This is a genomic window from Amedibacterium intestinale (assembly GCF_010537335.1).
Classification (GTDB): Bacteria; Bacillota_I; Bacilli_A; order Erysipelotrichales; family Erysipelotrichaceae; genus Amedibacterium; species Amedibacterium intestinale.
Genome location: NZ_AP019711.1, coordinates 935257 through 960561, shown reverse-complemented (window position 1 = coordinate 960561; position 25305 = coordinate 935257). Strand labels below are relative to the sequence as shown.

Annotated in this window: 26 protein-coding genes; 17 read left to right on the top strand and 9 right to left on the bottom strand. The window is 33.1% G+C overall.

Translation table 11 applies throughout. The features are described from left to right. Positions 1–57: 57 nt before the first annotated feature. From pheS to A9CBEGH2_RS04980, 3 genes are all read left to right on the top strand, one after another. Positions 58–1098 (top strand): phenylalanine--tRNA ligase subunit alpha, encoded by a 1041-nt coding sequence (gene pheS / locus A9CBEGH2_RS04990; protein WP_115715077.1) that lies wholly within the window; start codon positions 58–60, stop codon positions 1096–1098. Between the two features lie 11 nt (positions 1099–1109). Beyond that, the gene (gene pheT / locus A9CBEGH2_RS04985) at positions 1110–3512 is read left to right on the top strand and encodes a phenylalanine--tRNA ligase subunit beta (protein WP_163104377.1); all 2403 of its coding nucleotides are present in this window, start codon (positions 1110–1112) and stop codon (positions 3510–3512) included. Between the two features lie 213 nt (positions 3513–3725). Then, positions 3726–5048, top strand: coding sequence for an ISL3 family transposase (locus tag A9CBEGH2_RS04980; RefSeq protein WP_163051423.1), 1323 nt, complete (start codon positions 3726–3728; stop codon positions 5046–5048). A gap of 150 nt (positions 5049–5198) precedes the next feature. Here the strand turns inward: A9CBEGH2_RS04980 and A9CBEGH2_RS04975 are convergent, their stop codons facing one another. From A9CBEGH2_RS04975 to def, 3 genes are all read right to left on the bottom strand, one after another. After that, positions 5199–6065 (bottom strand): metallophosphoesterase, encoded by an 867-nt coding sequence (locus A9CBEGH2_RS04975; RefSeq protein ID WP_118277537.1) that lies wholly within the window; start codon positions 6063–6065, stop codon positions 5199–5201. Between the two features lie 76 nt (positions 6066–6141). After that, positions 6142–7968, bottom strand: a complete 1827-nt coding sequence (gene rnjA / locus A9CBEGH2_RS04970) for a ribonuclease J1 (protein WP_163104375.1) — start codon at positions 7966–7968, stop codon at positions 6142–6144. A gap of 122 nt (positions 7969–8090) precedes the next feature. Beyond that, positions 8091–8648, bottom strand: coding sequence for a peptide deformylase (gene def / locus A9CBEGH2_RS04965; protein WP_115715073.1), 558 nt, complete (start codon positions 8646–8648; stop codon positions 8091–8093). Between the two features lie 303 nt (positions 8649–8951). On the opposite strand from def, the gene A9CBEGH2_RS04960 reads away from it, so the two are divergent. The 4 genes from A9CBEGH2_RS04960 to A9CBEGH2_RS04945 all read left to right on the top strand — a co-directional run bounded on the left by A9CBEGH2_RS04960 (position 8952) and on the right by A9CBEGH2_RS04945 (position 12237). Beyond that, a complete protein-coding gene (locus A9CBEGH2_RS04960) occupies positions 8952–10187 on the top strand; it encodes an FtsW/RodA/SpoVE family cell cycle protein (RefSeq protein ID WP_118362055.1) in 1236 nt (411 codons plus the stop codon). A gap of 114 nt (positions 10188–10301) precedes the next feature. After that, positions 10302–10856 (top strand): 16S rRNA (guanine(966)-N(2))-methyltransferase RsmD, encoded by a 555-nt coding sequence (gene rsmD, locus A9CBEGH2_RS04955; RefSeq protein ID WP_115715071.1) that lies wholly within the window; start codon positions 10302–10304, stop codon positions 10854–10856. Positions 10857–10859: 3 nt separating this feature from the next. After that, positions 10860–11333 (top strand): pantetheine-phosphate adenylyltransferase, encoded by a 474-nt coding sequence (gene coaD / locus A9CBEGH2_RS04950; RefSeq protein ID WP_118362056.1) that lies wholly within the window; start codon positions 10860–10862, stop codon positions 11331–11333. Positions 11334–11373: 40 nt separating this feature from the next. Next, a complete protein-coding gene (locus A9CBEGH2_RS04945; protein ID WP_118277533.1) occupies positions 11374–12237 on the top strand; it encodes a hypothetical protein in 864 nt (287 codons plus the stop codon). A gap of 44 nt (positions 12238–12281) precedes the next feature. Here A9CBEGH2_RS04945 and A9CBEGH2_RS04940 read toward each other — a convergent pair whose 3' ends face one another. Next, a complete protein-coding gene (locus A9CBEGH2_RS04940) occupies positions 12282–13169 on the bottom strand; it encodes a peptidylprolyl isomerase (RefSeq protein ID WP_118362057.1) in 888 nt (295 codons plus the stop codon). Positions 13170–13180: 11 nt separating this feature from the next. Beyond that, a complete protein-coding gene (locus A9CBEGH2_RS04935) occupies positions 13181–14188 on the bottom strand; it encodes a foldase protein PrsA (RefSeq protein ID WP_115715067.1) in 1008 nt (335 codons plus the stop codon). A gap of 209 nt (positions 14189–14397) precedes the next feature. Between A9CBEGH2_RS04935 and sufC the strand changes: the two genes are divergently transcribed. From sufC to A9CBEGH2_RS04905, 6 genes are read left to right on the top strand one after another with little or no spacing between them, the layout of a single operon-like run. Beyond that, on the top strand, positions 14398–15216 hold the full coding sequence (gene sufC / locus A9CBEGH2_RS04930) for a Fe-S cluster assembly ATPase SufC (protein ID WP_115715066.1): 819 nt from the start codon (positions 14398–14400) through the stop codon (positions 15214–15216). A 2-nt stretch (positions 15217–15218) separates the two neighbouring features. Then, a complete protein-coding gene (locus A9CBEGH2_RS04925; protein ID WP_115715065.1) occupies positions 15219–16001 on the top strand; it encodes a SufB/SufD family protein in 783 nt (260 codons plus the stop codon). Then, positions 15994–17226, top strand: coding sequence for an aminotransferase class V-fold PLP-dependent enzyme (locus A9CBEGH2_RS04920; protein ID WP_118277529.1), 1233 nt, complete (start codon positions 15994–15996; stop codon positions 17224–17226). The genes A9CBEGH2_RS04925 and A9CBEGH2_RS04920 overlap by 8 nt, the downstream gene beginning before the upstream one ends. Positions 17227–17238: 12 nt before the next feature. Then, a complete protein-coding gene (gene sufU, locus A9CBEGH2_RS04915) occupies positions 17239–17682 on the top strand; it encodes a Fe-S cluster assembly sulfur transfer protein SufU (RefSeq protein ID WP_118277528.1) in 444 nt (147 codons plus the stop codon). Beyond that, complete coding sequence (gene sufB / locus A9CBEGH2_RS04910; RefSeq protein ID WP_118277527.1) at positions 17682–19079, top strand: Fe-S cluster assembly protein SufB; 1398 nt, start codon at positions 17682–17684, stop codon at positions 19077–19079. The genes sufU and sufB overlap by 1 nt, the downstream gene beginning before the upstream one ends. Beyond that, entirely contained in the window at positions 19079–19612 is a 534-nt protein-coding gene (locus tag A9CBEGH2_RS04905; protein WP_163051568.1) for a 5-formyltetrahydrofolate cyclo-ligase, read from the top strand. Before sufB ends, A9CBEGH2_RS04905 begins: the two co-directional genes overlap by 1 nt. A gap of 976 nt (positions 19613–20588) precedes the next feature. Here A9CBEGH2_RS04905 and A9CBEGH2_RS04900 read toward each other — a convergent pair. The 3 genes from A9CBEGH2_RS04900 to A9CBEGH2_RS04890 are packed head-to-tail and all read right to left on the bottom strand — an operon-like array spanning position 20589 to position 22286. Next, positions 20589–20798, bottom strand: coding sequence for a hypothetical protein (locus A9CBEGH2_RS04900; protein WP_163051566.1), 210 nt, complete (start codon positions 20796–20798; stop codon positions 20589–20591). Continuing rightward, positions 20795–21910: a M56 family metallopeptidase gene (locus tag A9CBEGH2_RS04895; RefSeq protein ID WP_163104373.1), complete on the bottom strand. Its 1116-nt coding sequence runs from the start codon at positions 21908–21910 to the stop codon at positions 20795–20797. Before A9CBEGH2_RS04895 ends, A9CBEGH2_RS04900 begins: the two co-directional genes overlap by 4 nt. A gap of 4 nt (positions 21911–21914) precedes the next feature. Then, complete coding sequence (locus A9CBEGH2_RS04890) at positions 21915–22286, bottom strand: BlaI/MecI/CopY family transcriptional regulator (protein ID WP_115715058.1); 372 nt, start codon at positions 22284–22286, stop codon at positions 21915–21917. 168 nt (positions 22287–22454) lie between these two features. Between A9CBEGH2_RS04890 and A9CBEGH2_RS04885 the strand changes: the two genes are divergently transcribed. The 4 genes from A9CBEGH2_RS04885 (at position 22455) to A9CBEGH2_RS04870 (ending at position 24099) form a co-directional block, all read left to right on the top strand. Then, complete coding sequence (locus tag A9CBEGH2_RS04885; protein WP_115715057.1) at positions 22455–22976, top strand: hypothetical protein; 522 nt, start codon at positions 22455–22457, stop codon at positions 22974–22976. A gap of 4 nt (positions 22977–22980) precedes the next feature. Next, entirely contained in the window at positions 22981–23214 is a 234-nt protein-coding gene (locus tag A9CBEGH2_RS04880) for a hypothetical protein (protein WP_115715056.1), read from the top strand. 236 nt (positions 23215–23450) lie between these two features. Further along, complete coding sequence (locus tag A9CBEGH2_RS04875) at positions 23451–23603, top strand: hypothetical protein (protein WP_157964934.1); 153 nt, start codon at positions 23451–23453, stop codon at positions 23601–23603. Between the two features lie 187 nt (positions 23604–23790). Beyond that, entirely contained in the window at positions 23791–24099 is a 309-nt protein-coding gene (locus A9CBEGH2_RS04870; RefSeq protein WP_115715055.1) for a hypothetical protein, read from the top strand. 272 nt (positions 24100–24371) lie between these two features. Here the strand turns inward: A9CBEGH2_RS04870 and A9CBEGH2_RS04865 are convergent, their stop codons facing one another. Then, on the bottom strand, positions 24372–25100 hold the full coding sequence (locus A9CBEGH2_RS04865) for a transposase (RefSeq protein ID WP_157964933.1): 729 nt from the start codon (positions 25098–25100) through the stop codon (positions 24372–24374). Positions 25101–25305: the final 205 nt, after the last annotated feature.

Genomic DNA, 25305 nt, shown 5'->3' with positions numbered 1-25305 from the left:
CCCTATTAAGGGTTCCTGTGTCTGGCGGCTTTTTTTATGATAGAAAGGATGAAACGTATGGAGAAATTAGCAAGTATTAAAGAAGAAGGGCTAAAGCAGATTGAAGCCTGTGAAGATCTTGCACAGCTGCAAAATCTTCGTGTTTTGTATCTAGGAAAAAAAGGACCAATACAGGAAGTAATGAAATCTATGAAAGATCTTCCAAAAGAAGAACGTCCTGCCTTTGGTCAGCAGGTAAATGAAATTAAAAGTCTTTTAGCGGGAAAAATTGAAGAGCGAAAAGCTGTTTTAGAAGTAAAAGAAATGGAAGAGAAAATTGCTTCTGAAAAAATCGATATTACTTTAGATGGACAAAAACCTAATTTTGGAAATCTTCATCCATTGATGCTGGTACAGCAGGAAATGGAAGATTTGTTTATTGGGCTTGGATATACAGTTGCGGAAGGTCCTGAAGTAGAAATGGATCTTTACAATTTTGAACGTGCCAATATTCCTAAAGATCATCCAGCTCGTGATATGCAGGATACTTTCTATATCAATGCAGAAGAATTGCTTCGTACACATACAACCGCAATCCAGACACGTCAGCTGGAAAAATATGCAAAAGAAGATAAATTGCCTATTAAGGTTATTTGTCCGGGAAAAGTGTATCGTCGTGACGATGATGATGCGACACATTCTCATCAGTTTATTCAATGCGAAGGACTTGTTGTTGGAGAAAATATTAAATTGTCTGATTTAAAAGGAACTTTGTTGTTTTTGGCACAGAAAATGTTTGGAGAAAGCAGAACGATTCGATTCCGCCCAAGTTACTTCCAGTTTACAGAACCTAGCGTAGAAGTGGATGTTAGCTGTCATGTGTGCGGCGGGAAAGGATGTCCGGTATGTAAGGGAACTGGATGGATTGAAATTTTAGGTGCTGGAATGGTACATCCAAATGTATTGGAAATGGCTGGTATTGATTCTAAAAAATACAGTGGATTTGCATTTGGTATTGGAGTTGAACGTGTTGCAATGTTGAAGTACGGAATTACTGATATTCGTAATTTCTATACAAATGATCTTCGTTTCTTGAAGACATTCAACCGTTTTGAATAGGAGGTAAGAGTATGATTATCAGTAAAAAATGGCTAAGTCAATATATGGACTTAAGTGATATTACAATGGAAGAATTAGCAGATCGTGTGACATCTGCTGGATTAGAAGTAGAAGGTTTATCCTATATGTCACAGGGAAGTAATCTGGTAATTGGGGAAGTTTTAAGCTGTGAAGATCACCCAGACAGTGATCATTTGCATGTATGCAAGGTAAATCTTGGTAATTGTGTAAATCAAATCGTATGTGGTGCACCCAATGTTGCGGCAGGACAAAAAGTAATAGTCGCAAAAGTTGGGGCAAAGCTTCCAGGTGGAGAAATCAAAGCTAGTGTGATTCGTGGTGTAGAAAGCAATGGTATGATTTGTTCCTTGTTGGAACTTGGTGTAGATGGGCATACATTGAGTGAAGAAAGTAAAAATGGAATTGAAGTGCTGGATGCAGAGGCACCGCTAGGAAATGAAGATCCACTGGGATATCTTGGTTTAGATGATGCAATTTTAGATGTAGGTCTTACTCCCAATCGTAATGATTGCATGGCAGCATGGTCTATGGCACTTGAAACAGGTGCAATTCTAGGAAAAGAAGTTACACTTCCATATCAGGAAGGATCTTCTAATGTTGGAGGAAGCACAAAATTAAGAGTTCATAGTGAAACAGAAAAATGTCCATTGTTCCTAGGAAAAGTCATCAACTCTGTAACGATAAAACCATCTCCAAAATGGATGCAGGAATTATTGATGGCAGCAGGAATCAAGTCAATCAACAATGTGGTTGATATTAGTAATATTGTTATGTTAGAAACAGGGCAGCCTCTTCATTTCTATGATATCAAGGCAATTCCTTCACAGGAAATTACTGTAAAAGATCATATTCATGAAGAATATACAGCATTAGATGGAGAAACGTATCATCTGGAAGATGATGATATTGTCATTACTAGTGAAGGAAAACCAATTGGTATTGCAGGAATTATGGGTGGAGATGATTCTAAGATTACAGATGAAACAACGGGAATCATTATCGAAGCAGCAATTTTCAATCATGTATCCATTCGTAACAGTGCACGTCGTTTAAATCTAAATACAGATGCAAGTGTACGTTACCAAAAAGGTATCGAGCCAATGGCAACTTTTAAGGCAATGGATCGTGCAGTACAGCTGTTAATTGAGTATGCCGATGCAAAAGATTTAGAAGAAACGAAACAATATGGTTCTAATCACTATACACCAGTTGCATTTGATGTGAATTTGGATCGTATCAATCACTTGCTGGGTACTGCTTTTGAAAAAGAAGAAGTAGTAAAAGTATTGTCTGATCTACATTTATCACCAAGTGAAAATGGAGAAGATATTCATGTTGTAATTCCAAGTTATCGCACTGATTTGGCTATTGAAGCAGATATTGCGGAAGAAATCATTCGTATTTTAGGATATGATCGCTTACCTAGCACATTGCCATTTATGAGCGCAACTTTAGGGGCATTAGACAAACGTCAGCAGTTAAGAAGAAAACTTCGTACGACATTAAGTGCACTAGGATATAATGAAGCCATCACATATTCTTTGGTAAGTAAAGAAGAAAATGAACATGCTGTTCTTCCAAAAAAAGAAGCAGTAGAACTTGCTTCTCCAATGAGTGAAGATAGACGTTATGTAAGAAGAAGTATTCTTCCAAGCTTATTAGAATCTATTGCATATAATCAGGCACGTTCTATTCGCGATATCGCTCTTTTCGAAGTCAGCAACGTATACGGTGTTGGACATGTAGAAGAACGTTTGTGTATTGCGGCAAGTGGAAGTTTGCAGAAAAATCGCTGGCAAAACTTTAGTGTAGATGTTGACTTCTATACAATGAAAGGTTTAATAGAAAGTCTATTGGATTCTATTGGATTTGGTGAAAATAGAGTTGTATTTAAAGAAAATACAAGTGATACATTGAATTTCCATCCATATCGCAGTGCAGAAGTATATTTAGGAAAAGAATTATTAGGAATTATAGGACAGATTCATCCATCCATGGCAAAACAGTATGGTATTCAGGAAACAGTGGCTTTAGAAATCAATTTGGAAGTTTTATTAAGTAATAAGGCAAGCAAAGTTAAATTTACAGAAGTCAGCAAATATCCATCTGTTACACGTGATTTAGCGTTGTTAGTAGAAGATGTTTGCAAAGTAGGGGATATCGTTAACTGCATTAAGAAAAATGGAAAACTAAATAAAGAAAACATTATTCAAAATGTAGAAGTATTTGATGTTTATACAGGAGAACATGTAGAGAAGGGATATAAATCTATCGCTTTAACAATGACATTCCAATCTTATGAGCGAACATTAAAAGATGAGGAAATTAATACAATTTTCAATACTGTTTTAGAAGCATTGCAAAAAGATGTAAATGCACAGTTAAGAGCATAATAAAAAAAGCCATTTGGCTTTTTTTATGGCGCTTTAAATTCGTGTGTGGGTGTGCCATACCTTTAAACTTTGGTGTTGCTATTTTAAAACCTATTTAACATTATGTGTGGGTATCTTTAACATTTGTGTGGATACCCCACTTTTTATATATGAAAAACCTTCGTGTTATCATTTCTTTGCCGAGAAAATACACACGAAGGAGGTAATAAACCTATGTACGATTTTATCACAGATTTATTCAATATTGACAAAAAGATGATCAAAAAGATTGAAGTAATTTCTTCAAAAGATTTAACCGAATTTCACATCTCTTTAGTGTCTGAAAAACTTAGATGTCCATATTGTCATGGCATCACTCATTTACACGGCTTTTCAAAACCTAAAGTAATCAATCATCCAAAGCTTACCGATCGTAAATGTATCATCGTTTTCAAAAACAATAGATATCAATGCAATGAATGTTTGCGCACATTCTCTGGAAAGAATCCTTTTACTTTTTCCAATTTTAAAAATTCATTTCTTTCTATGAACAACATCATGAAATCTTTATCAAACCTAAACTATACTTATTCCATGGTAGCCGAATTAAACCATATATCTGTTACTCAGGTACAGCGCTATTTTGACAGTTTTGTCAACATCCCAAAAATTCGTCTTCCTGAATCTATCGGTATTGATGAGATACATTCTAAAATGGCCAAAAGAGCTGATTCTGCTTATTTATGCGTCATGGTAGATAATAAAAACAGATCTCTATTTGAAATCCTTCCCTCACGTTCCAAATCTGAATTAAGACGATACTTCGACAGGATTCCAGCAGAAGAAAGAAACTGCGTTCATTACGTCACTATCGATATGTGGGAGCCTTACAAAGATATAGCCAATACTTATTTAAAGAACGCTATTATAGCTGTAGATCCTTTCCATGTTGTGAAACATCTCATGGACTGTTTTAAACGTATCCGTCTTAATATCATGTATCAGGCAGAATACAATTCTAACAGCTATTATCTTCTTAAGACATGGAAAGATCTTATCGAAAGGGATGTTTATTTGGATAATGAGCCTGTATACAATAAACGTTTCAAAAAGAAATTAAACAAACGTAATCTTTTAGATATGATACTAGACGTTAGTGAAAACCTGACTCTTGGATACAGATTAAAAGAGATGTATCTATACTTTAATGAAAATGCAACAGAAAAGGATTGCGAATCCTGGTTCGATTCCATATACGAAGCATTTAGAGAAGCCCAATTGCCTGAATACAATGAATTTGTATCTATTCTTCAAACCTGGAGAACAGAAATATTAAACTCATTCAAAAGACCTCTTGATGACAGAAAATTAAGCAATGCACTTTCCGAAAATATCAATGGACAAATCCGTACATACCTGGCAGTTTCCAACGGAGTAAGAAACTTCACAAGATTCAGAAAGCGCTGTTTATTATCACTGAATAGAAAAGTATTCTATTCCATAAATGATCAATTAAAATCAGATAAATATACAACAGATAAAAAACAAAATAATTAAACTTAAAAACTTTTCTCGGCACACAAAAAACAGATGATACTTAGGAATCAATTTCATCCATAAAATCATCTGTTTTTCACTTCATAAACCACACATTAGTTTAAAGCGGATTTTTCAAAAACCACACACTAGTTTAAATTACCTTTTTTATTATGCTTTATGTTCTAATGTAAATACAAGAACTTCCACAGGAGAAAATATACGTATATCCATACCTGTTGTACCAATGCCATTGCTGACATATAAAGTAGAATTATTTATCGTATATTTTCCATGGTCATAATCTTGTGCTCCTTCTATTTTGGTAAGAGGACCAAGCAGTGGAATTCTGATTTGCCCACCTAAAGAATGACCAGAAATAATTGTATCTAAATAATTTAAATTAATTTCATTAGAAGTTATTAAATCAGGACAGTGGGTAATGAGAATATTGTATTCATCTTCACTGATGTTTTTAAATGCAGAATCCATGTTTGGATTTCCATTAATAAGCGGTTCTATACCAATTAAAGAAATAGATTCTTTTTCTCCATTTCGTATTTTAAGATTTTGATTATCTAATACTTCAAAATCACAATCATATAACATCTGGCTAATTTTCTTTTTTATATCGGAAGATATGCAATCTTCATCTCCTAACACAGCAAACTTTCCTAATGGAGCATCCAGGTTTTTTAATATGCTTTTTACTTCTTCGACATCTTTAGAATCAAAGGGTGTATCAGCAAGATTAGAGAAAACATCACCACCAAAAATAAGAATATCTGGATGTGTCTGTTCTAGATCTTTCATGATTTTCTCTAAGCGTTCTTTATTCATGAATTCTTTATATTTGATATCGCTGAAATAAACAATTCTCTTTCCATCAAGAGAAACAGGAATCTTTTCGCTGGAAAGTGTTTCAAAGTTTATTTTTGTATGATCAATCGCAAAGTAGATTCCATAGAAAAATATAGAAAGTCCTATCAATATAAGAACAAGTATACAAAGAATGGTCTTAAGTATTTTATGCAGCATTCAAATCACCTCAATATGCATCTATTTTATCATAAATTTACTTATAAAAGAACAAAAACCGAAGGAGTACCTTCGGCTATTCATGTACCTGTTTCGATACGGATCTTTTTCGATTTGATGTAGAGCGATTTGCTCTTGCGGCCATCGCCTGCATAGCTGCCTTTGAATTAATAATGACAGGAATAACGATTGGATTTCGATGGGTTTTATTGTATAAGTAAGGTTCTAAAGTACTTCTTACACAATTTTTAAGTTCAGAGAAGGTTGTTTTTTGTTTCATTTTTTCATTTAAAGCATTGTAAACAATCATCTCTGCTTCTTTTAATAACCCCTGGCTATCTTTGATAAAGACAAATCCACGAGAAACGATGACAGGTTTGCATAAGACTTTATTCTCTCTGGAATCAATAGCGATAATAACAGAAACAAGACCATTATCAGCTAAGATTGTACGATCTTTTAATACAGCAGTGGAAACTCCGCTAATATCGTTTCCATCAACATAAATATCATCTGCCTGAATGCGGAAACTGCTAGGATATACTTTGTGTTTTCTTAAAATAAGTACATCGCCATTTGCACAGGTAAAGATATTTTCACTTGGAATTCCTGTTTCAATCGCAGTTTCTTTATGCTGTTTTAACATTTTGTATTCTCCATGTATAGGCATAAAATACTTTGGCTTGATTAGCTGTAACATCAACTTCTGTTCTTCTTGAGATGCATGCCCTGTTGTATGCAGATTACTTAAAATAGATTTTGTTAAAACATTTGCCCCTGCTTTAAACAATTTGTTAACAACTTGATTTACACTGGCACCATTGCCAGGAATAGGGGAACTAGAGAAAACAACAGTATCTCCAGGAATCAGTTTGATATAACGATGAGTTCCATTCGCAATACGGGATAATGCAGCTAAAGGCTCCCCCTGACTACCAGTGCACACAATACAGATTTTATGTGCAGGTGTGTGTGGTAATTCCTCAGGACTTAAAAAGTGCTGCTCTCCGACTTTAATTTTTCCTAATTTTCTTCCAATGGTAACAACATTTTCCATGCTTCTACCAAATATAATAATTTTTCTTCCACAGGCAACAGCTGCATCAAGAATTTGTGAAACTCGATATACGTTGCTGGCAAAAGTTGCAACGATAAGTCTGCCTCTGGTTTTTCTCATGATATCTAAAATCTCTGAAGCTACTTTCTTTTCAGAGATAGAGAAATCTTCAACACCAGAGTTTGTAGAATCACTCATTAATAAGTCAACACCAATTTGTCCCATATAAGCCATAACCTGATAGTCAGCATTTCCGCCAACCGGGGTCAAATCAAACTTAAAATCACCTGTATGAACGACACGTCCATTTGGAGTATTGATCAAGATTCCTAATGAATCAGGAATGGAATGTGTAGTATTAAAGAAGCCTATCGTGAAATATTTCATTTTGACAGAACTGCGATCGTTAATTTCAATAAGCTTAACGCCACGCATTCTTCTTTCTTCCAGCTTTTTGTTAATTAAAGCAATTGCAAATGCAGGTGCATAAATTGCCTCAATATCTATTGTTTTTAACAGGAAGGGAATACCTCCAATATGATCTTCATGTCCATGTGTAATGACCAGTACTTTTCTTTTTTTACTATTTTTAACCAGATGATTATAATCTGGAATGACATAATCTACACCGAGCAGATTATCTTCAGGAAAACGAACACCTGCATCAACGATTAAAATCTCGTTTTCATGTTCAAAGCAGTACATATTCTTACCGACTTCGCCTAGTCCTCCCATTGCATATACAAGAGTATCTCCACGTTCGATATTCATTTTATTATAACTGTCTTTATTATATTCCTGATGTGTTCTCGGTGCGTGCATTTTTTTGTTATGATTTGTGTTCATAAAAACTCCTTTCTTCAATTAGCACCTGTACCTTTTACTATTATAGCATACTTTATAAAAAATAAACTTTTATACACTTTATTTTCCACAGGCATAAAAAATGCTCTGTTAAGAGCAGATTTTTATTCGATGACAATAGCATCTTCAATATCTTTCCAAGGGTTTGCTTTATTGATATGATCATAAAACAATGTTCCGGAAAAATGATCAATTTCATGTTGAAGAACGATTGCTAAATAGTCTTTTGCACGAATTGTAATTTCTTTGTCCTGCAATAAATCATATCCTTTAACAGTGATTCGAGCAGCTCTTGGAACGAATCCTTCATGAGCCCCTTCCACAGATAAGCACCCTTCCCCAGTTTTAAGGTATGCCCGCTGTACAGATTCTGATATAATTCTAGGATTTGCCAAGGCATATTCCATGTCATTTCCATCTTCATCAGGTACAACTACCGCAAGCATTTTTTTAGGGACTCCCAACTGAATGGCCGCAATTCCTACAGCTGGACGAAGATTTTCCGCTTCTGCTTTTTCTTCATCTTGAGAATCCTTGACATAGGTTAACATATCCATTAAAAGTATACGATCTTCATCAGATAAAGGAAGTTTGACCGGTTCACTTTTTTGTCTTACTACAGGGTTAATATCCTTAATGATAGTATCATAATTAATCTTCATTATATTTAACTCCTTTACATTTCCATCTATATATTTTATACGTTTTTATGAAAGAATGGAAGTCTTTTAATAAAATAATTAAAAAACGTGTGTATTTTGTAAGAAAATATTTTTATGTGAACTGCACTATCAAAAGAAGAAAGATTAATTTTATCTATATGTTTGCATATAGGAGAAAGAAGGAATCGGTATATGTGCTGGTTTAAATAGATACTTAATTATAAAGATTAGCGAATTCATATTAAAAAATAATCTGGTTTATGATATTATAAAAGAACATGAAAGAGGAAAGGAGAATGCCATTTGCGTATTAAAAATATAGTAATCACAGCAAAAATGCCAAAAAAGTATGATTTTGCGATTCACTTTACGGTATTGGTATTATTATTGTTTGGAACTTTAATGATTGTTTCTACAACAGTAGGAAATGCAAGTAGTGTCCTTTCCATTATTATTGCCTTTGTTAAACAGGCAGTGTTTCTGGTTGTTTCTTATACACTAATGGTTTTGCTGGCGAATAATTTTACCATGCAAAAAGCCCAAAAATGGCTTGTACCAATTTTTGTTGGCTTAATGGCAGCGATGATAGCTACGCAGTTTTTTCCTGATGTATATGGTTCTAAGGCATGGATTCGAATACCACTTGGTTTTACGCAGGTAACTTTGCAGCCATCAGAGTTTGTTAAAACTTTTATGGTTGTCGTATTAGCAGTTTATGTTGAAATTTATGCAAGGCGCAATTATAAATGGACAACTGTCATGCGTATTCCAATCATCTTTTTACTAAGCTTTATTTTAATGATTTTCATTCAAAAAGATATAGGAACATTAGCAGTTATGTTATCCATGGTAGGGGTTTGCTTTTTGATACCGAGTCATAAAAATCTTCGAAAACCGCAAAAGATTTTGCTTATACTGATTTGTACAGGAATTGGCTTGCTTTTATTTTTAATGAGTGAGCCGGGAATGGAAGTTGTTCGATGGTTTGGTGAAAAATTTCCATATTTTGCTCATATCACTACGCGTTTTGAAAATGCCATTAACCCTTTTTTAGACCCATATGTGGGCGGTTATCAGCCAATCAATGGATTGTATGGAATCGCACGAGGAGGTTTACAGGGGGTTGGATTTGGGGAGTCTATTCAAAAATATGGATACCTGACACAATCGGATAATGATTATATTTTATCAATTGTAATTGAGGAACTAGGGGTTTTTGGTTTAGGAATCATTGTTGCAGGATATGCAATCATTATCAAACGTTTATTTTATTATGCATTTCGTACAAAAAGTGAAGGGTATAAGGTTATTCTTATTGGAACAGCTATGTATATCTTTGCTCATTTTGTGTTAAATGTTGGTGGTGTAGGAGGTTTGATACCATTAACAGGTGTGCCATTGCTGTTTATTTCCAGTGGTGGAAGTTCCATGATGTCAATCATGTCTGCTATAGGAATATCACAGGCAATTATCGCCCGTATTCGAAGACAGGGTACGATACAGAAAAAAATTAAATATAAAAAAGAGCCTCAAAACTGAGACTCTTTAAGAAAGGGAAGAGGAGAAACAAAGATTGGGGGTGCAGCCGCATCATTGGCTGCATTCTTATAATTCCCCCTGTTTTTTGTTTTATACATAAAGGAGAGAAAAAATATGAGAATTGTTGCTGGAAAGTTTGGGTCTAGAGTGATTCAGGCGGTAGAAGGGAATACAACACGTCCTACTACAGATAAAATAAAAGAAGCTATTTTTTCTAGGATTGGGCCATATTTTGATGGAGGAGATATGCTTGATTTGTTTGGGGGCAGTGGCAATGTTTCATTTGAAGCAATCTCTAGAGGTATGAATACATCATTGCTATGTGATCAAAATGGAAAAGCTATTTCTACAATTAAAAAAAATGCTGCAAGTTTAGATGTTCAATCACAGTGTACAATTTGGAAAATGGATTACAAGAAGGCATTGCAGAAAGCCTGTGAAGAAAAACGTTGTTTTGATTTGGTTTATCTTGATCCTCCTTATAAGAAACAACAGATAAAAAGCATATTGGAGTTTTTAGATGATAACAATATGGTAAAAGAATATGGTGATGTTGTTTGTGAAAGTTTAAAAGAAGATGAGTTTCCTGATCTTGTTGGTTCTTTAGAAAAAGTAAAGGATGTAACTTATGGTATTACTAGAATTACATATTACAGAAAGAAGGGATAAAATATGACAAAGGCGATTTTTCCAGGCAGTTTTGATCCTCTTACAATGGGACATATGAACGTAATAGAAAGAGCTTGTAAAATATTTGATGAGGTAATTGTTATCATATTGGAGAATTCTGAAAAAAGAGCATTGTTTGACTTGGAAGAAAGACTTCATATGATTAAGTCTGCCTGTGCACATTTATCAAAAGTTTCTGTTATGAGTGCAGATACACTTACGGTTGAAGCAGCCAAAACACTTGGTGCAAATGTAATTATAAGGGGAGTAAGAAGTATTAAAGATTTTGAGTATGAAAAAGACATAGCTTCTGTTAATCATCATTTAGACCAAAGTATTGAAACGATACTTCTATATACAGATGAGCGCTATGGGTTTGTTTCCAGCAGTGTCATTAAAGAATTGTTGAAATATGGGAAGGATATTAATGGTTTGGTGCCAGAAGCTGTTCATTCATATATACAAAATAAATTTTAGCTTATAACGAAATTTTCTTTTTAGAAAGGATGATGTTATTATGAAAAATGGACATTTCCGTTTGCCTAATGCGAATTCAAGAAAAAATAAATTTGTAACAGCAATCAGTATGTTATTAATTTTGTCTGGATTATATGCGACTTGTTATATATTCTTTTTTCGCACAGTAGAAGTTGATGTTACCAAGGATGCATTTTTACAGTATAGTGGAGAATCAGGTAGTGGTGAGGTAAAGGTAAGAAATGAAATGCTGAATTATAATCAAAGAATACAGGAGTTTATGGATTCTGTTACATATAATGTTTCTCCCCATCAAAACCTTTCAAATGGAGATATTATCACTGTACAGGCTTCTTATGATGAGGATTTGGCAAAACGTTATCATATTAAACCAATTGAGAGTAAGCGTGAAATCGTAGTTACAGATTTACCACAAAGACTAGATGAACTGCCTGAATTAGATGATCCTTTTTATAAAACACTTCATGAGAAAAGTAAAAATTATCTAGATAAAAATATGAAGTCAATTTTGAACGAAGACTTTACGGTTTTTGATAGAGATGAAAAACCCAAACTTGATAACAGTACATATTTATACAGAGTGTTTTTGAAGTCAAAAAATAAGGAACAAAAAGATAAAATATTAGATGTTTATTCTATTGAAGCTAGCTTTACTGAGGGTGAACAAATAAAAAAAGATAAAATTTATTATATGATAACATATAATGAAATTAATACTTCTTTTGAAATACGAGATGAAAATATTTATGGTGAAAAAATTATAAACAGTAAAGATACAGCTTTAGAAGATAAAAAAACATTTGAATCCTATATAAATAAAAAATATAAAAAACAATATGAAATAACTTATTTAGATGTACCAGCGCAGCAGGCAGAAAAATAAAATCTGCTTGCTTTTTTAGATAAAAAAAAGAACCCGAAGGTTCTTTAGTCTTGGACGATATAAGATTCATTTGTAGATTTAATACCATTATATACGTCAATATCATAAATTGTAAACTTATGTTTCTCTAGATAATAAGTTAATGCAGTATCGTCAAGAGAAGTTGAAGTTTCTAAGATGGTATTAATTGCATCTTCCTCAAATTTTGATGTATCTTTTTCTGTTACCTGTACAACATAATACTTACCAGAAGATGTATCTTCAATTACTTTTGAAATAACACCATTTTTTGAAACATTTGTCATTTGAGAAAAAACGGTTTGCGGTAAAGAACTTTCTGTTATATAAACTTCTTCTTTCCCGCTATAGGTTGTTGTATCACCATATTTTTTGGCAGTACTTTCAAAATTTTCTCCGTTTTGAACTGCCTTTAAAGCATTTTCTGCTTTTTCCTTAGAAGAAGCTTCTAGTACACGCCCTTTTACAGGATTATACGTATTAAATACAGATTTCTTTTTATCATTAACGTATTTTTCGTTTAAAGCTTCTTGTTTATATTCTGGATAGTAATATTGTTCAAAGTAGTCTTCTTTACTTTCAATACCATAAGATTTTAAATTTTTTATAAAATCTTCTTCCTTTTGTTCTGAAGATTTTAAAGATTCTTGAAATTCCTTTTCTGCACGTTTTTTCATGTTATCATCTACTTTTATACCTTCTAATTCATAAAGGGTATTTGTAGTCATAGTTAATGCAGTAGAAGCTCCGCTATTGCCTTTTAAAACATTATAAACATCACCTTTTGTAATGTTTGTATTGCCAACAGTAATTAATGCCTTCTTAGAGTCAGATACACCAGCAGTTGCATCTTTACAACCAGCCAGAGTCAGAGACAAGGCACATGCACATAAGATTCCATATATTTTTTTCATTTCCATGCCTCCTAATTTTCACTGTTTAAAGATTCATCAATCATTTTTTTGATATCGTCACTGCTGTATTTGATATCTAAGTTTTCCATTGCTTCTTTGATCATTTTATTTGTAATATCGGTGTGGTAATTTGCAATGTTGTAGTAAAGTTGATCTTTAAGATCTTTATTCTTTTTAATTTCTTCTTTAATTTCTTCTTTTGTTGTTTTACCAGCTTTGATCAAGTGCCATCCACTATAATTTTCATTGGATTCTTTAACCCATTCGCTGGTTTCGTTTGATTTTAAACCTAGTGCAGCTTTTTTGAAACTTTCTACATACTGTGTGTCTGTATCCATCAAACCTAAGGATCCACCATTTTCTGCAGATCCATCAGCACTGTATTTTTTTGCGACTTCCTCAAAAGACTTTCCTTCTTTCAATTCTTTGTTTACCGCATCAATTTGTTTTTGTTCCTCTTCGCTAGGATTGTTCACATCAGCCACTTTAATCAGGATGTGTGAAACTGTTCTAGGTTGTTTTTCTTTGTAATAATCATCAAATAAAGAATCAAAATTCTTATCAATGTAGTCATTCTGCATTTTCTGCATTTTTGCCGCTAACAGACAGAAATCATCAAGTTGTTCGTATTCATATCCTTGCTGATTAAGCATCGTAGTGATGTATTCTTCAGAACTCATTTGATAGCTTGAAGCATAGTTTTGTGCATTTGTCTCAACATTTGTACGAATTTGCTTTGCTGTTTCTTTTAATTCATCTGTTGTTTTTACAGCCTCATCAATCACTGCATTATTGAATTGATTCATTAGTACAGAATCACCATATGTTTTGTACATTTCATCATACAGTTCATCAGCTGTAATGTTTTCCTTTTCTAAAGAAACGACTACATCTTTGCCATCTACGCTTTTTCCAGGTAATTTTCCTTTGTTTGTATCATAAATACAAAAAACAGAAAAACCTATGAAAATAAGAGCGATTAGTATGACAAACCATTGTTTTTTAATAATATCAATCATAATGTCCTCCTAGTTTCATACTGTCTCATTATAATCAATTTAAGGTATAAATGCAATTTTTTATAAGTGTTTCACTGAATTTCACATAAAATTTGAAAACATGGGTAATGAAGATAGAAAATTTGATTCTGATTAAAAGATTTACAATCGTTTGAATTGTGAATTAAAGGGAAATTTGGTATTATAATACTGTTTGAAAGGATGATTACATGAGTTGTTTAAAAATAGATAATCTGCATGTTGATGTAGAAGGTAAACAGATATTAAAAGGATTAACTTTAGAAATAAATGAAGGAGAAACCCATGCATTGATGGGACCAAATGGGAATGGAAAAAGTACATTGCTGGCAGCCATCATGGGGAACCCTAAATACCATATAAGTGAAGGAAGCATTACATTAGATGGAAAAGATGTGCTTGCTATGGAAGTAGATGAAAGAAGCAAAGCTGGTCTTTTTTTAGGAATGCAGTATCCAAGTGAAATCAGTGGCGTAACAAATTCTGATTTTTTACGTGCTGCTATTAACGCTAGAAGAGAACGTCCAATTCCTTTGTTTTCCTTTATTAAAGAAATGGAAAAAACAATCAAAGAAATGGAAATGAAGGAAGATCTGGCACATCGTTTCTTAAATGAAGGATTTAGTGGCGGCGAAAAGAAACGCAATGAAATCGTACAGATGAAAATGTTGAAACCATCCATTGCGATGCTGGATGAAATTGATTCAGGTCTTGATGTTGATGCTTTAAAAATTGTAGCAAATGCAATCTTGAAAATGCAGGAAGAAAAGCCAATGGGTCTTGTTGTTGTATCTCACTATGCACGTTTTATGCAGCTGTTAAAACCAACCCATGCACATGTTTTGGTTGATGGAAGAATTGTTGTGAGTGGAGGAAGTGAGCTGGTTGACAAGATCGATGCGCAAGGGTATGACTGGATTGAAAAAGAATACCAGGTACATGTTGTAAAAGAAGAAAAGAAACGTGTTGAACTTTTATCACAATGTGGTGCTTCCCACAAAGGAGTATAGCTATGAAGCTGAATATTAAAAATGATGGTTTCATGGAATATACATTGGAAGATAAAACTTTGGATATTTATGTAGAAAAAGGGACTCACGCTTCTTTGTATGTTTCATACAATGGAAAGAATAATGTCATTTCTTCCAATATTGCATTGGAGCAGGATGCTTCTTTAACATTGATGATGAAAAATGATGGAGATGAAGATGTGGAACTTATACAGCAGGCAGAAGTACAAAAAGATGCTTCTTTGACTGTTGCTTATTGTGAATTAAATAAAGGTAACACAAATGTAAAAGCGAAGTATTATTTACTGGAAAGCGGGGCTTTTGCCCAGATTAAAAGTGCATGTATTGCAGATAAAAAGAAAGATTTCACGATACAATGCATTCATGAATGCCCTTATACAACAGGACTTATGGAAAATTATGCAGTTGTAAAAGACAAAGCTTCGTATCGTATGGAAGCAACAGGGAAAATTGAAAAAGGTGCACACGACAGTGCAAGTCATCAGACAACACGTGTTTTAACAATGAGTGAAAAACATAACAGTGAGGTTCTTCCTGTTCTTCTAATTGATGAAAATGAAGTAAAAGCCAGTCATGCGACAACCTTGGGACAGCCAGATGAAAACCAGCTGTATTATTTACAAACAAGAGGCCTAAGTCGCTCACAGGCTTTAGGTTTGCTTACATTAGGATATCTTCTTCCAATTAGTGAATTGTTTGACAATGAAGAAATAAAAGAAAAATTAAAAAACGAAATTGAGAAAAAGGTGGGGTTGCATGCTTAATGTAGAAACGATCCGTAAGGATTTCCCAATGTTACGTGGCAAAACCATGCAGGGACATCCGTTGATTTATCTTGATAATGGAGCAACAACTTTAAAGCCTCAGTGTGTGATCGATGCTGTTGTGAACTATTATGAAAACTACAGTGCAAACGCACATCGCGGGGATTATGATTTGAGTTATTTTGTAGATCAGGAATACAGTGCTACACGAAAAGCAGTTGCACAGTTTCTTCATGCTGATGAAAATGAAATTGTGTATACAAGTGGAGCCAGTGATTCTTTGAATCTTGTGGCAAGTGGTTATGGAGAACTTTTTTTAAAAAAAGATGATGTTATTCTTACAAGTGAAGCAGAACATGCATCCTGTGTGCTGCCATGGATGCGTGTAGCAAAGACAACAGGTGCTGTATTACAGTATATTCCTTTAGATGAAAAAGGAAGAATTGATATGGAGTCTTTTTCATCTATGATGAGTGATAAAGTAAAAGTGATTGCTTTGGCACAGATTACCAATGTTTTAGGATATGAAGTTCCTATTAAGGAAATTTGTAAAATTGCACATTCCTATGGAGCCATCGTAAGTGTAGATGGTGCGCAAAGTGTTCCACATATGCCGATTGATGTAAAAGATTTAGATTGTGATTTCTTCTCTTTTTCTGCACATAAGATGTGTGGGCCTACAGGAATTGGAATTTTATATGGAAAAAAAGAACTTTTAGATAAGATGATACCTGTACGACTTGGAGGCGACAGCAATGCACGCTTTGATATGTGCGGAAATATCCAGTTAAAAGATGCTCCTTATAAATTTGAAAGTGGTACACAGCCAATTGAAGCTATTTTTGGTTTGCATGCGGCAATTCAGTATTTGACAAGTATTGGTATGGAAAATATCCATGCCTACGAAAAAGAACTTCATACGTATGCGATTGAAAAAATGAAGAAACTGGATAATATCGAAATTTATAACGCAGATAATGACAGTGGTATTATTACATTTAATGTAAAAGGCGTATTTGCGCAGGATGCCGCAACATTCTTTAATTCCAATGGAATAGCGGTAAGAAGTGGGCAGCATTGTGCGAAACTGCTGGTAAAACAGTTACAGACAAGTGCAACTCTTCGTGCTAGTTTCTATTTTTATACTACAAAGGAAGAAATCGATACATTTGTAGATGTTTGTTCAAAAGCAAATATGGAAAATTGTCTGAATGTATTTTTTTAGGAGGCGAACAATATGAGTAGACTAATGGATGATCCAATGATTTTACGTTCGATTATTATGGATCATTATGAATATCCTAGAAATCATGAATTAACAGAAAAGGAAGATTACAAAAAAAAGCACATGGCGAGTGAGTCCTGTATTGATGATATTTATGTGCAGGCAAAAATCGAAGATGGTATAGTAGAAGATATTCGCTTTGATGGAGTTGCCTGTACGATTTCAACGGCTTCAACTTCGATAATGAGTGAACTGTTGAAAGGTAAGACAACACAGGAAGCAAAACATATTATTGAAAACTATTATCAGATGATTGATCAGAAAGAATACGATGAAGAGTTGCTGGAAGAAGCAGTTGCTTTTCATAATGTAGGAAAACAGGCCAATCGTATTAAATGTGCTACGATTGGCTGGAAGGCCATGGAAGAATTGCTTTTAGAAAGCGAGGAAAAATAATGGATAAAGATTTTTTAAATCAGGAAGATTATAAATACGGTTTTCACGATGAAGATACAAGTCTTTATAAAACAGAAAAAGGTTTGACAAGAGAAACAGTAATGGAAATTTCTCGTATAAAAAAAGAACCACAGTGGATGCTGGAATATCGTTTAAAAGCGTTTGAACAGTTTGAAAAAATGGAAATCCAAAATTGGGGACCAGATATACATGATATTAACTTTGATGATTATACATATTATGTAAAGCCAAGTGATAAAACCGAAAAAAGCTGGGATGATGTACCGGAAACAATTAAAGAAACTTTTGATAAACTGGGAATTCCAGAAGCAGAAAGAGATTTTTTAGCAGGTGTTACAACTCAATATGACAGTGAAGCTGTATATCACAATATGCTGGAAGAAGTAGAAGAGAAAGGTGTTATTTTCTTGGATACAGACAGTGCATTGAAAAAATGCCCGAATTTAGTTAAAAAGTATTTTGGTACGATCGTTCCATACAGTGACAATAAATTTGCTGCATTAAACAGCTGTGTATGGAGTGGAGGAAGTTTTATTTATGTACCAAAAGGAGTAAAACTGGAAAAACCTTTGCAGTCTTATTTTAGAATTAATACAGAGCGTTCCGGGCAATTTGAAAGAACCTTGATCATTGTAGATGAAGGTGCAGATGTACATTATGTAGAAGGGTGTACAGCACCTACTTATTCAAAAGATTCTCTGCATGCGGCAGTTGTAGAAATTTTTGTACATAAAAATGCAAGATGTCGTTATTCTACGGTACAAAACTGGAGCGATAATATCGTAAATCTTGTTACAAAACGTGCAAAAGTATTTGAAAATGGGAGTATGGAGTGGATTGATGGAAATATAGGTTCTGGTGTTAATATGAAATATCCAGCATGTATTTTGGCAGAGCCATATGCGAAAGGAACATGTATTTCTATTGCGGTAGCTTCTCGTAATCAGGTACAGGATGCTGGCGCAAAGATGATTCATCTTGCTGAGCATACCTACAGCAACATCATTTCAAAATCAGTGTCTAGAACTGGTGGGGAAGTGAACTATCGAGGACTTGTGTATCATGGACCAAATGCAGAGTATTCAAAAAGCAAAGTTGAATGTGATACATTGATTTTAGACAAACAATCTAGAAGTGATACAATTCCAACAAATATAAGTAAAAATATGACAAGTCAGATTGAACATGAAGCAACCGTTTCTAATATTTCAGAGGAACAGCTGTTTTATTTGATGAGCAGAGGTTTATCCCGTTCACAGGCAACAGAAATGATCGTTATGGGATTTTTAGAACCATTTACAAGAGAACTTCCAATGGAATACGCAGTAGAGTTAAACCAATTATTGAAACTGGACATGAGTGACTCGATAGGATAATGGATAAGAAAGAAATACGAAAAGAAAAGTTATATCTTCGAAATCAATTATCAACTGCAAAGGTAGAAATCTATAGTGAAAACATCTGTAAAAAACTGACTCGTTACCTTCATGGAACTGTTGGCTTATACAAAAGTATTCGCAATGAAGTTATCGTAGATGCATTAGCTTGCTATGCAGATGTTGTTGCCTATCCAAAAACATTGGATGAGGAAACAATAGCTTTCTATGAAACAAATATCGCAACAAACTGGAAGAAAGGCAGCTTTGGTGTATTAGAACCATTAAGTGAACATATTGTACAACCAGTCGATTTTGATGTTATCATTGTACCTCTTGTTGCGTTTGATATAAAAGGAAATCGATTAGGTTATGGAAAAGGATACTACGATCGTTACTTAAAGCATACACATGCTTTGCGTATCGGTGTAGGTTATGAATGTCAGAAAGTAGATACGCTTATTACAGAAAGTCATGACTTTCCTTTAGACATGATTGTCAGTGAACAAAAAATTTATGATTTTCGAAAATAAAAGACTATCTTCTATGTGTATAACACACAGCGGATAGTCCTTTTTGGTTCTATAAAATTAGATGGGGGTTGCTAAATTGAATCTCCAAGAAGATATAGGGTGGCATATACCCCAAGATGGTTGAAAGCTTACAGGAGCTTGGGAGTGTAGACTCACTTTCAGGCTTTTTAATTTTAATTAACTTTTCTATTTTTTATTAAACCTTATCATTCGTTTAATAGCATGTCAAAGGTAATATGAACGCTCTGCGATTGACACAATCGTTCACGAATGAACTGTTAAAAGTGTGAAATTAGGAGGTATACTATGGAAAAACAATTTGATGAGATGCTTTATGAATTTATTAACTTAAATTTACAGGGGGTAGACTTGGAAAATGAAAAATAATGAACAAGTCTATATATATCTGAAAAGAATTATCAAGAGATAAGAAATATGCCTAGCAATGCATCTACTGGTGTAATAGTACGAGTAGGAGATATATGTTACATAGATTATGGAAAAGCTTATCAGCGGAAATAGGATATCAGCATTTTGGTTTTTAGTTCTTTTAATGTGTAATGATAAAATTTTTGTAGTTCCAATGACTGGCAACAAGAAAAATTATATGCAGGCAATGTCAGAAGATAATCCTAATGGTAAATTGCACCTTTTATGATTTAAAAAAGTTGGAAATATGAAAACGATACGGTATCATTCTTAAATGATGTGAAATTTATAAATCCTGCAAGAGTAATAGACGTTAAAGGTCATGGCAGGAAATACAGCTGCCTGCAACATTGCCACAATAAAAAAAGAGCAATCAGGGATAGCTCTTTTTGGTGGGGGAAATTTTCTCTTGTAGAGAAAATATATTTAGTCCAAAGTTAATAACCAAGAACAGGATAATTATAGTACATAAAGAAGAGAAAATATATAAATAATTATTCCTTTTGTTACATTGCTTGACAAAGGTGCGTGTTATTTGACATTAAATTTATTGTACTAAAATCCAATCAGTTTCCCATTTTTCTTTTGATAAGTTAAATAATCTTTTATATAAACGTCCATTCATAATCTTGTATCTCCACTCTTTTACATCTTTATAAGTAGAAATCTGATTGTTATTTTCTATCGCTTTCGCTTGGATTGTACCTGTTGAAATAAAGGTTAACGTAACTAGAATACCAAATAAAATTTTTTTCATGGTTTTGCCTCACTTTCTTTAATGATTGATATGTCGCTAAGTTCTTTAGGAATTGATTTTCCCAAATAAGCACTTTCTCCATTATATATTAGAGTATAAGTACCATCTTTATGCTGTACAATATATCCTTTGTCATTTAACGATTGAGAATTAACAGTATCCTTTAATAAATGAGAGTTGTAATAAGCTGGTTCTAGTATGATTCCATTCGAAATAAATGGAATAATGCAAAGTATTAATAAAAAAATTGGGTTCGTTCTTTTAAGAAATGCTCCGTCTAATAGATAATTTATTCTAAAAGAAAGGATATTATCAGAATCATTAATGAAAAAAACCGAAGTAGAGAAATTGTTATCTTTACTTTTTATCTTTTTTTGAATGCTGATTAAGGTTGCTGCGTAATCGAGCCTTTCCTCAGATGACATTTTGCTTGTTACCTGATCATCTACTCTTACTTCCAAAAAAGAGTTAATATTCCTTCTAAAAGAATATATAGGGGGGAACCACCAATAAACTACAACTAATGCATTAATGATGAGTTTAATAAATGTATCATGATTCTTGATGTGCTGTATTTCGTGATAAAGAACATTTTTAATTTCTTTTTCTGATAAAACGATATCAGGAAGAAAGATAATGTTATTAAATCCAAATATCATAGGGGATTTAACTAAATCTGAAACCATTACTGTATATTTCTTACCTATTGTTGTGTTAATAAATTCACTTGCATTGTGGATGGATGATTTTAATTTAATTCTTTTAACTATTTGTGCTGAACATCTATGAATATGGCTCAGTTTAACAGATAAATATAAGATGCCTATCAACCAAATAAGAAACAGTATCTGAGAGAGATTAACATCAAATAAAATCTCTTTTTTTAATAATGAGAACAGTGGGTTCATTAAGTTCTGTGCCACTATGGTTATAGTAAACGGAAATTCAAAAGGAAATATAATCCTTAATATTATTATTAAGATTAAAAAAGATAAAAAATCTGTTCTAAATATTTTAAACTTGTTGGTGTTTGAAATCATATAATTAAAGAAAAAAATTAAAACAGTAGACATGCAAATGGTAATTACAATAGAAGATATAGACAATCGCATGCTCTTATCCCTTTAATTTACTTTTTCGCTTTTTTTCAATTAGTTTACTGAGTTCTTCTAGTATTTCATCATCTTCTGTTTGTTCTATGAAGTTTGAAGCAATTTTCAAGGAAGTTGATTGAGTGATAAATGAAGAGATATAGTCAGCTTCGCTAATTGAAGGGCGATATAATCTAGTAATTGCTTTTTTATTCTTTCCAATACCTGAAACATATACATAATTCATTTTTAATAACTTCTGTAATGATTGCTGAATGGTGGCTAAACTAATATTGTTAGAACTAATCATAATATCATTTGCAGACATAGCATTATTATTGTCCCATAGTATTTCCATAATTTCACTTTCACGTTTTGTTAATTTAGCATATGACATTTTATTTCCTCCTCGACAAACATTACATTATGGATTTCATAATTTTACAACGGATATTAAAAATAATAAAATATATAAAAATAACGCTTGTAAAAAAACATAATCGATGTATAATCAAATTGAGGATAGCGCTAAAGTCATTAATGTAGATTAAGAGGAGGAATATATATGAAAAAAATAATTACATTAATCATTTCTTTATGTCTATTAGTGGGAGTTTCTGGAAATACAATAGTTTCTGTTAATGCTAAAGATAGCCAAGAAGGATATATTGTAGAAACAACAGAAAGTTATAGTGAAAATCAAAAAGAACAACTTAAGAAAGCTGATCATGTATTTTCTCAAGAAGAATTAAAAAACACGCTTTACGCGGGAAAGCATGTTGAAGTAATTGATGGGAAATTATATGTGGAAAATAGAGCTATAGGGGCGGTTGTACTTTGGCTTTATGTGAGTGGTATTCCAAGAATAATAGGCTGGATGGCTGCAGGTGGATTAGTAACATATACTTCAAATAAAATTCTAAAAACTGAAGTAATCAATCAAATTAAGCATGCATGGAACACGTACAGTGATATGACCGATGCTTATGTTAGTGAACAACAAAAACTGAAATCAATAAAAACTTCTAATGGGAGAATTTGTATTGTACGACCAAACGGACATGGTTATGATTGTTCAATGAGGTAAAAAAATGAAGAAATTAGAAAAAGAAAACTCTGGCAAAGAAGAACCCTTATTCGAAGAGGAAGAACGTGAGAAACTCATAGAAGAGAATTTGACGGAAGAGGAAATAGAAAATTTAACAAAAGCAGGATACAGTAGAGATCAAATTGCATGGGTTGGTAAACAAAAAGCATCAAGTGAAAAGTTCGGAAAAAAAATACCTATAATAGCTGAAATTTTAACTTGGCTACCACCATATTAGTAGTTTACTTATTCTTAGTTAGGTAGTTTGATGTTTAACGATTAATTTATTTAGCTAGAATCCAATTGATTTTCTATTTGATTATTCCATTAATGAAAGGAGATGGTTCGCTATGGTTCTAGTTGTTGATTATTAGCATTTAATATCCTATTTGTAAATGATTTTCATCGGAGTTATTTAAGTAGTCGTTTTGGTTCGTAATTTGATTATATTTTTATCTTTAAGGAAGTGAAAATATGAACAATAAAGAAAAAGTAAAGAAATTTGAAGAGAGTGGAAAGAAGTACTCTATTTCAAAACAATTTGCACAGTCACATAATAAAGGTAGATTAGTAATTGCAATAATTGTTGCACTCATAATTTTAATTCTTATTCTCTATTCCATGTAAATAAATAATTTTTTTGGGAAACTCATATGAAAATGAAGAAAATGGTATATCGTATTATGGCGTTTTTTACTTCAATTTGCATGACAATTATATTCGTTTCCGCAGCAACTACTACAAAACAAATGAGTAAAACTATTAATGGAGCTTTTTATAGTGCCATGATGAAGTATACATTTACTATGCAAATATGACTTATGGTACTTCTAGCGGTAAAACAAGTAAAATATCTGCCTTAGATATTACTGAAAGTCACTGTAATTGTACACTTATTGGAGATCCAGGATGTACAATTATACCTAAACAAAAGTCTGCTAAGTTTTCTGGTAATACTGCAACATACGTTGTTCCTGTTAAAGGATCAGCAGCAGGATTTTATTCAGATACAGTAGATGTAAATGTTGTATTTAAAACTTCACCTTCTAAATCTGGTAAGGGCTATGTCTTAGAGACAAATTACTACGATGGTGACCCATATGATATAAAAATCAACAAATAGGATCAAGACTAATGCTTTTATTTCAGCCTGTTAACCAAAAGATTTCAAAATTATATCCTATGATAGTAAAATATAATTTAAATACTTTATAATTTTATCTTGATTTAGAGGTTGTAACAGTTAAGTGATTTTAGGATTGTCACTTTGGCTGTACAGCCTTTTTTCGGTTCTGCAAAATTAGATAGGGTTTGCTGAATTGAATCTCTAAGAAGTTAGGGGGCGGCATATACCCCAACATGGTTGAAAGCTCGCAAGAGTCTGGGAATGTAGACTCACTTTTCAGGCTCTTTTTTTGCGACCATTTTGACTCGGCCATCCTTCTCGTCAATTTCAAATTCGATGCCTTTTTCTAAGATCAACATCACACGATTTCTAAAACGTTCCCAGTTGGTATAACCATTTCCCGATTTTATCATCGTTTTTATGGTACTGTTCGCCTTTTCTATTTTCGCATTGTTGATTCTTTTAGATTCGACAGCTGCTTTTCCTGTCTTCTTCGATATACTGTATTCTGCTCTACTTACGATAAATGAATGGACGATTTCATTTTTCCAGTTTATCATCGTATAACCGAATTTTACAAGTTCATCAATTTCACTATGTAAAAAGTCTTGTATGATTCTTTCTATTTCTTCAGGAGCATTTTTCAATGTACACGAACAATAAAAACCTGCAATTTCATCCTTTAACTTCCAAGCCTTTTCTAAATCCGGATGAATAGATATCAGTTTCATGGCATAATCATAAGGATTCATGTATTTTTTTAATTTTTTATTATAGGAACGTTTCAGATTCGCATCAAACAACCGCTTTCCTTCGTTTGTCCTTGCCCGTTCAAAATGTTTGAACAAAAAGATATTGTGGTGCTTTAATATATAGTAGTTCTCTTCCTGTTCATATATTCTTTTACCGGTGTTTATACATCGTAAAGGCTTCATTATCCTTAAGCGAATTGAATCCAGTCTTCGATGTAATTCTTGAGCTACATGATAGTGATCCACTATAAGAATACTATTGGGTAAAAATTTTTTATGATCAAGTGATGAGTACCATAAAAAATCATTCCATGATTGCCGCACAGCGGATATTTGACAACGCGAATCAATGACTTATTTTGACAGCTGAAATTATTGTAAGAAGTAGAGAAGAAGGAGCTTCTTGATTATCTAAACCAAACTCTTTATAGTAAATATGTATCATAGCAGT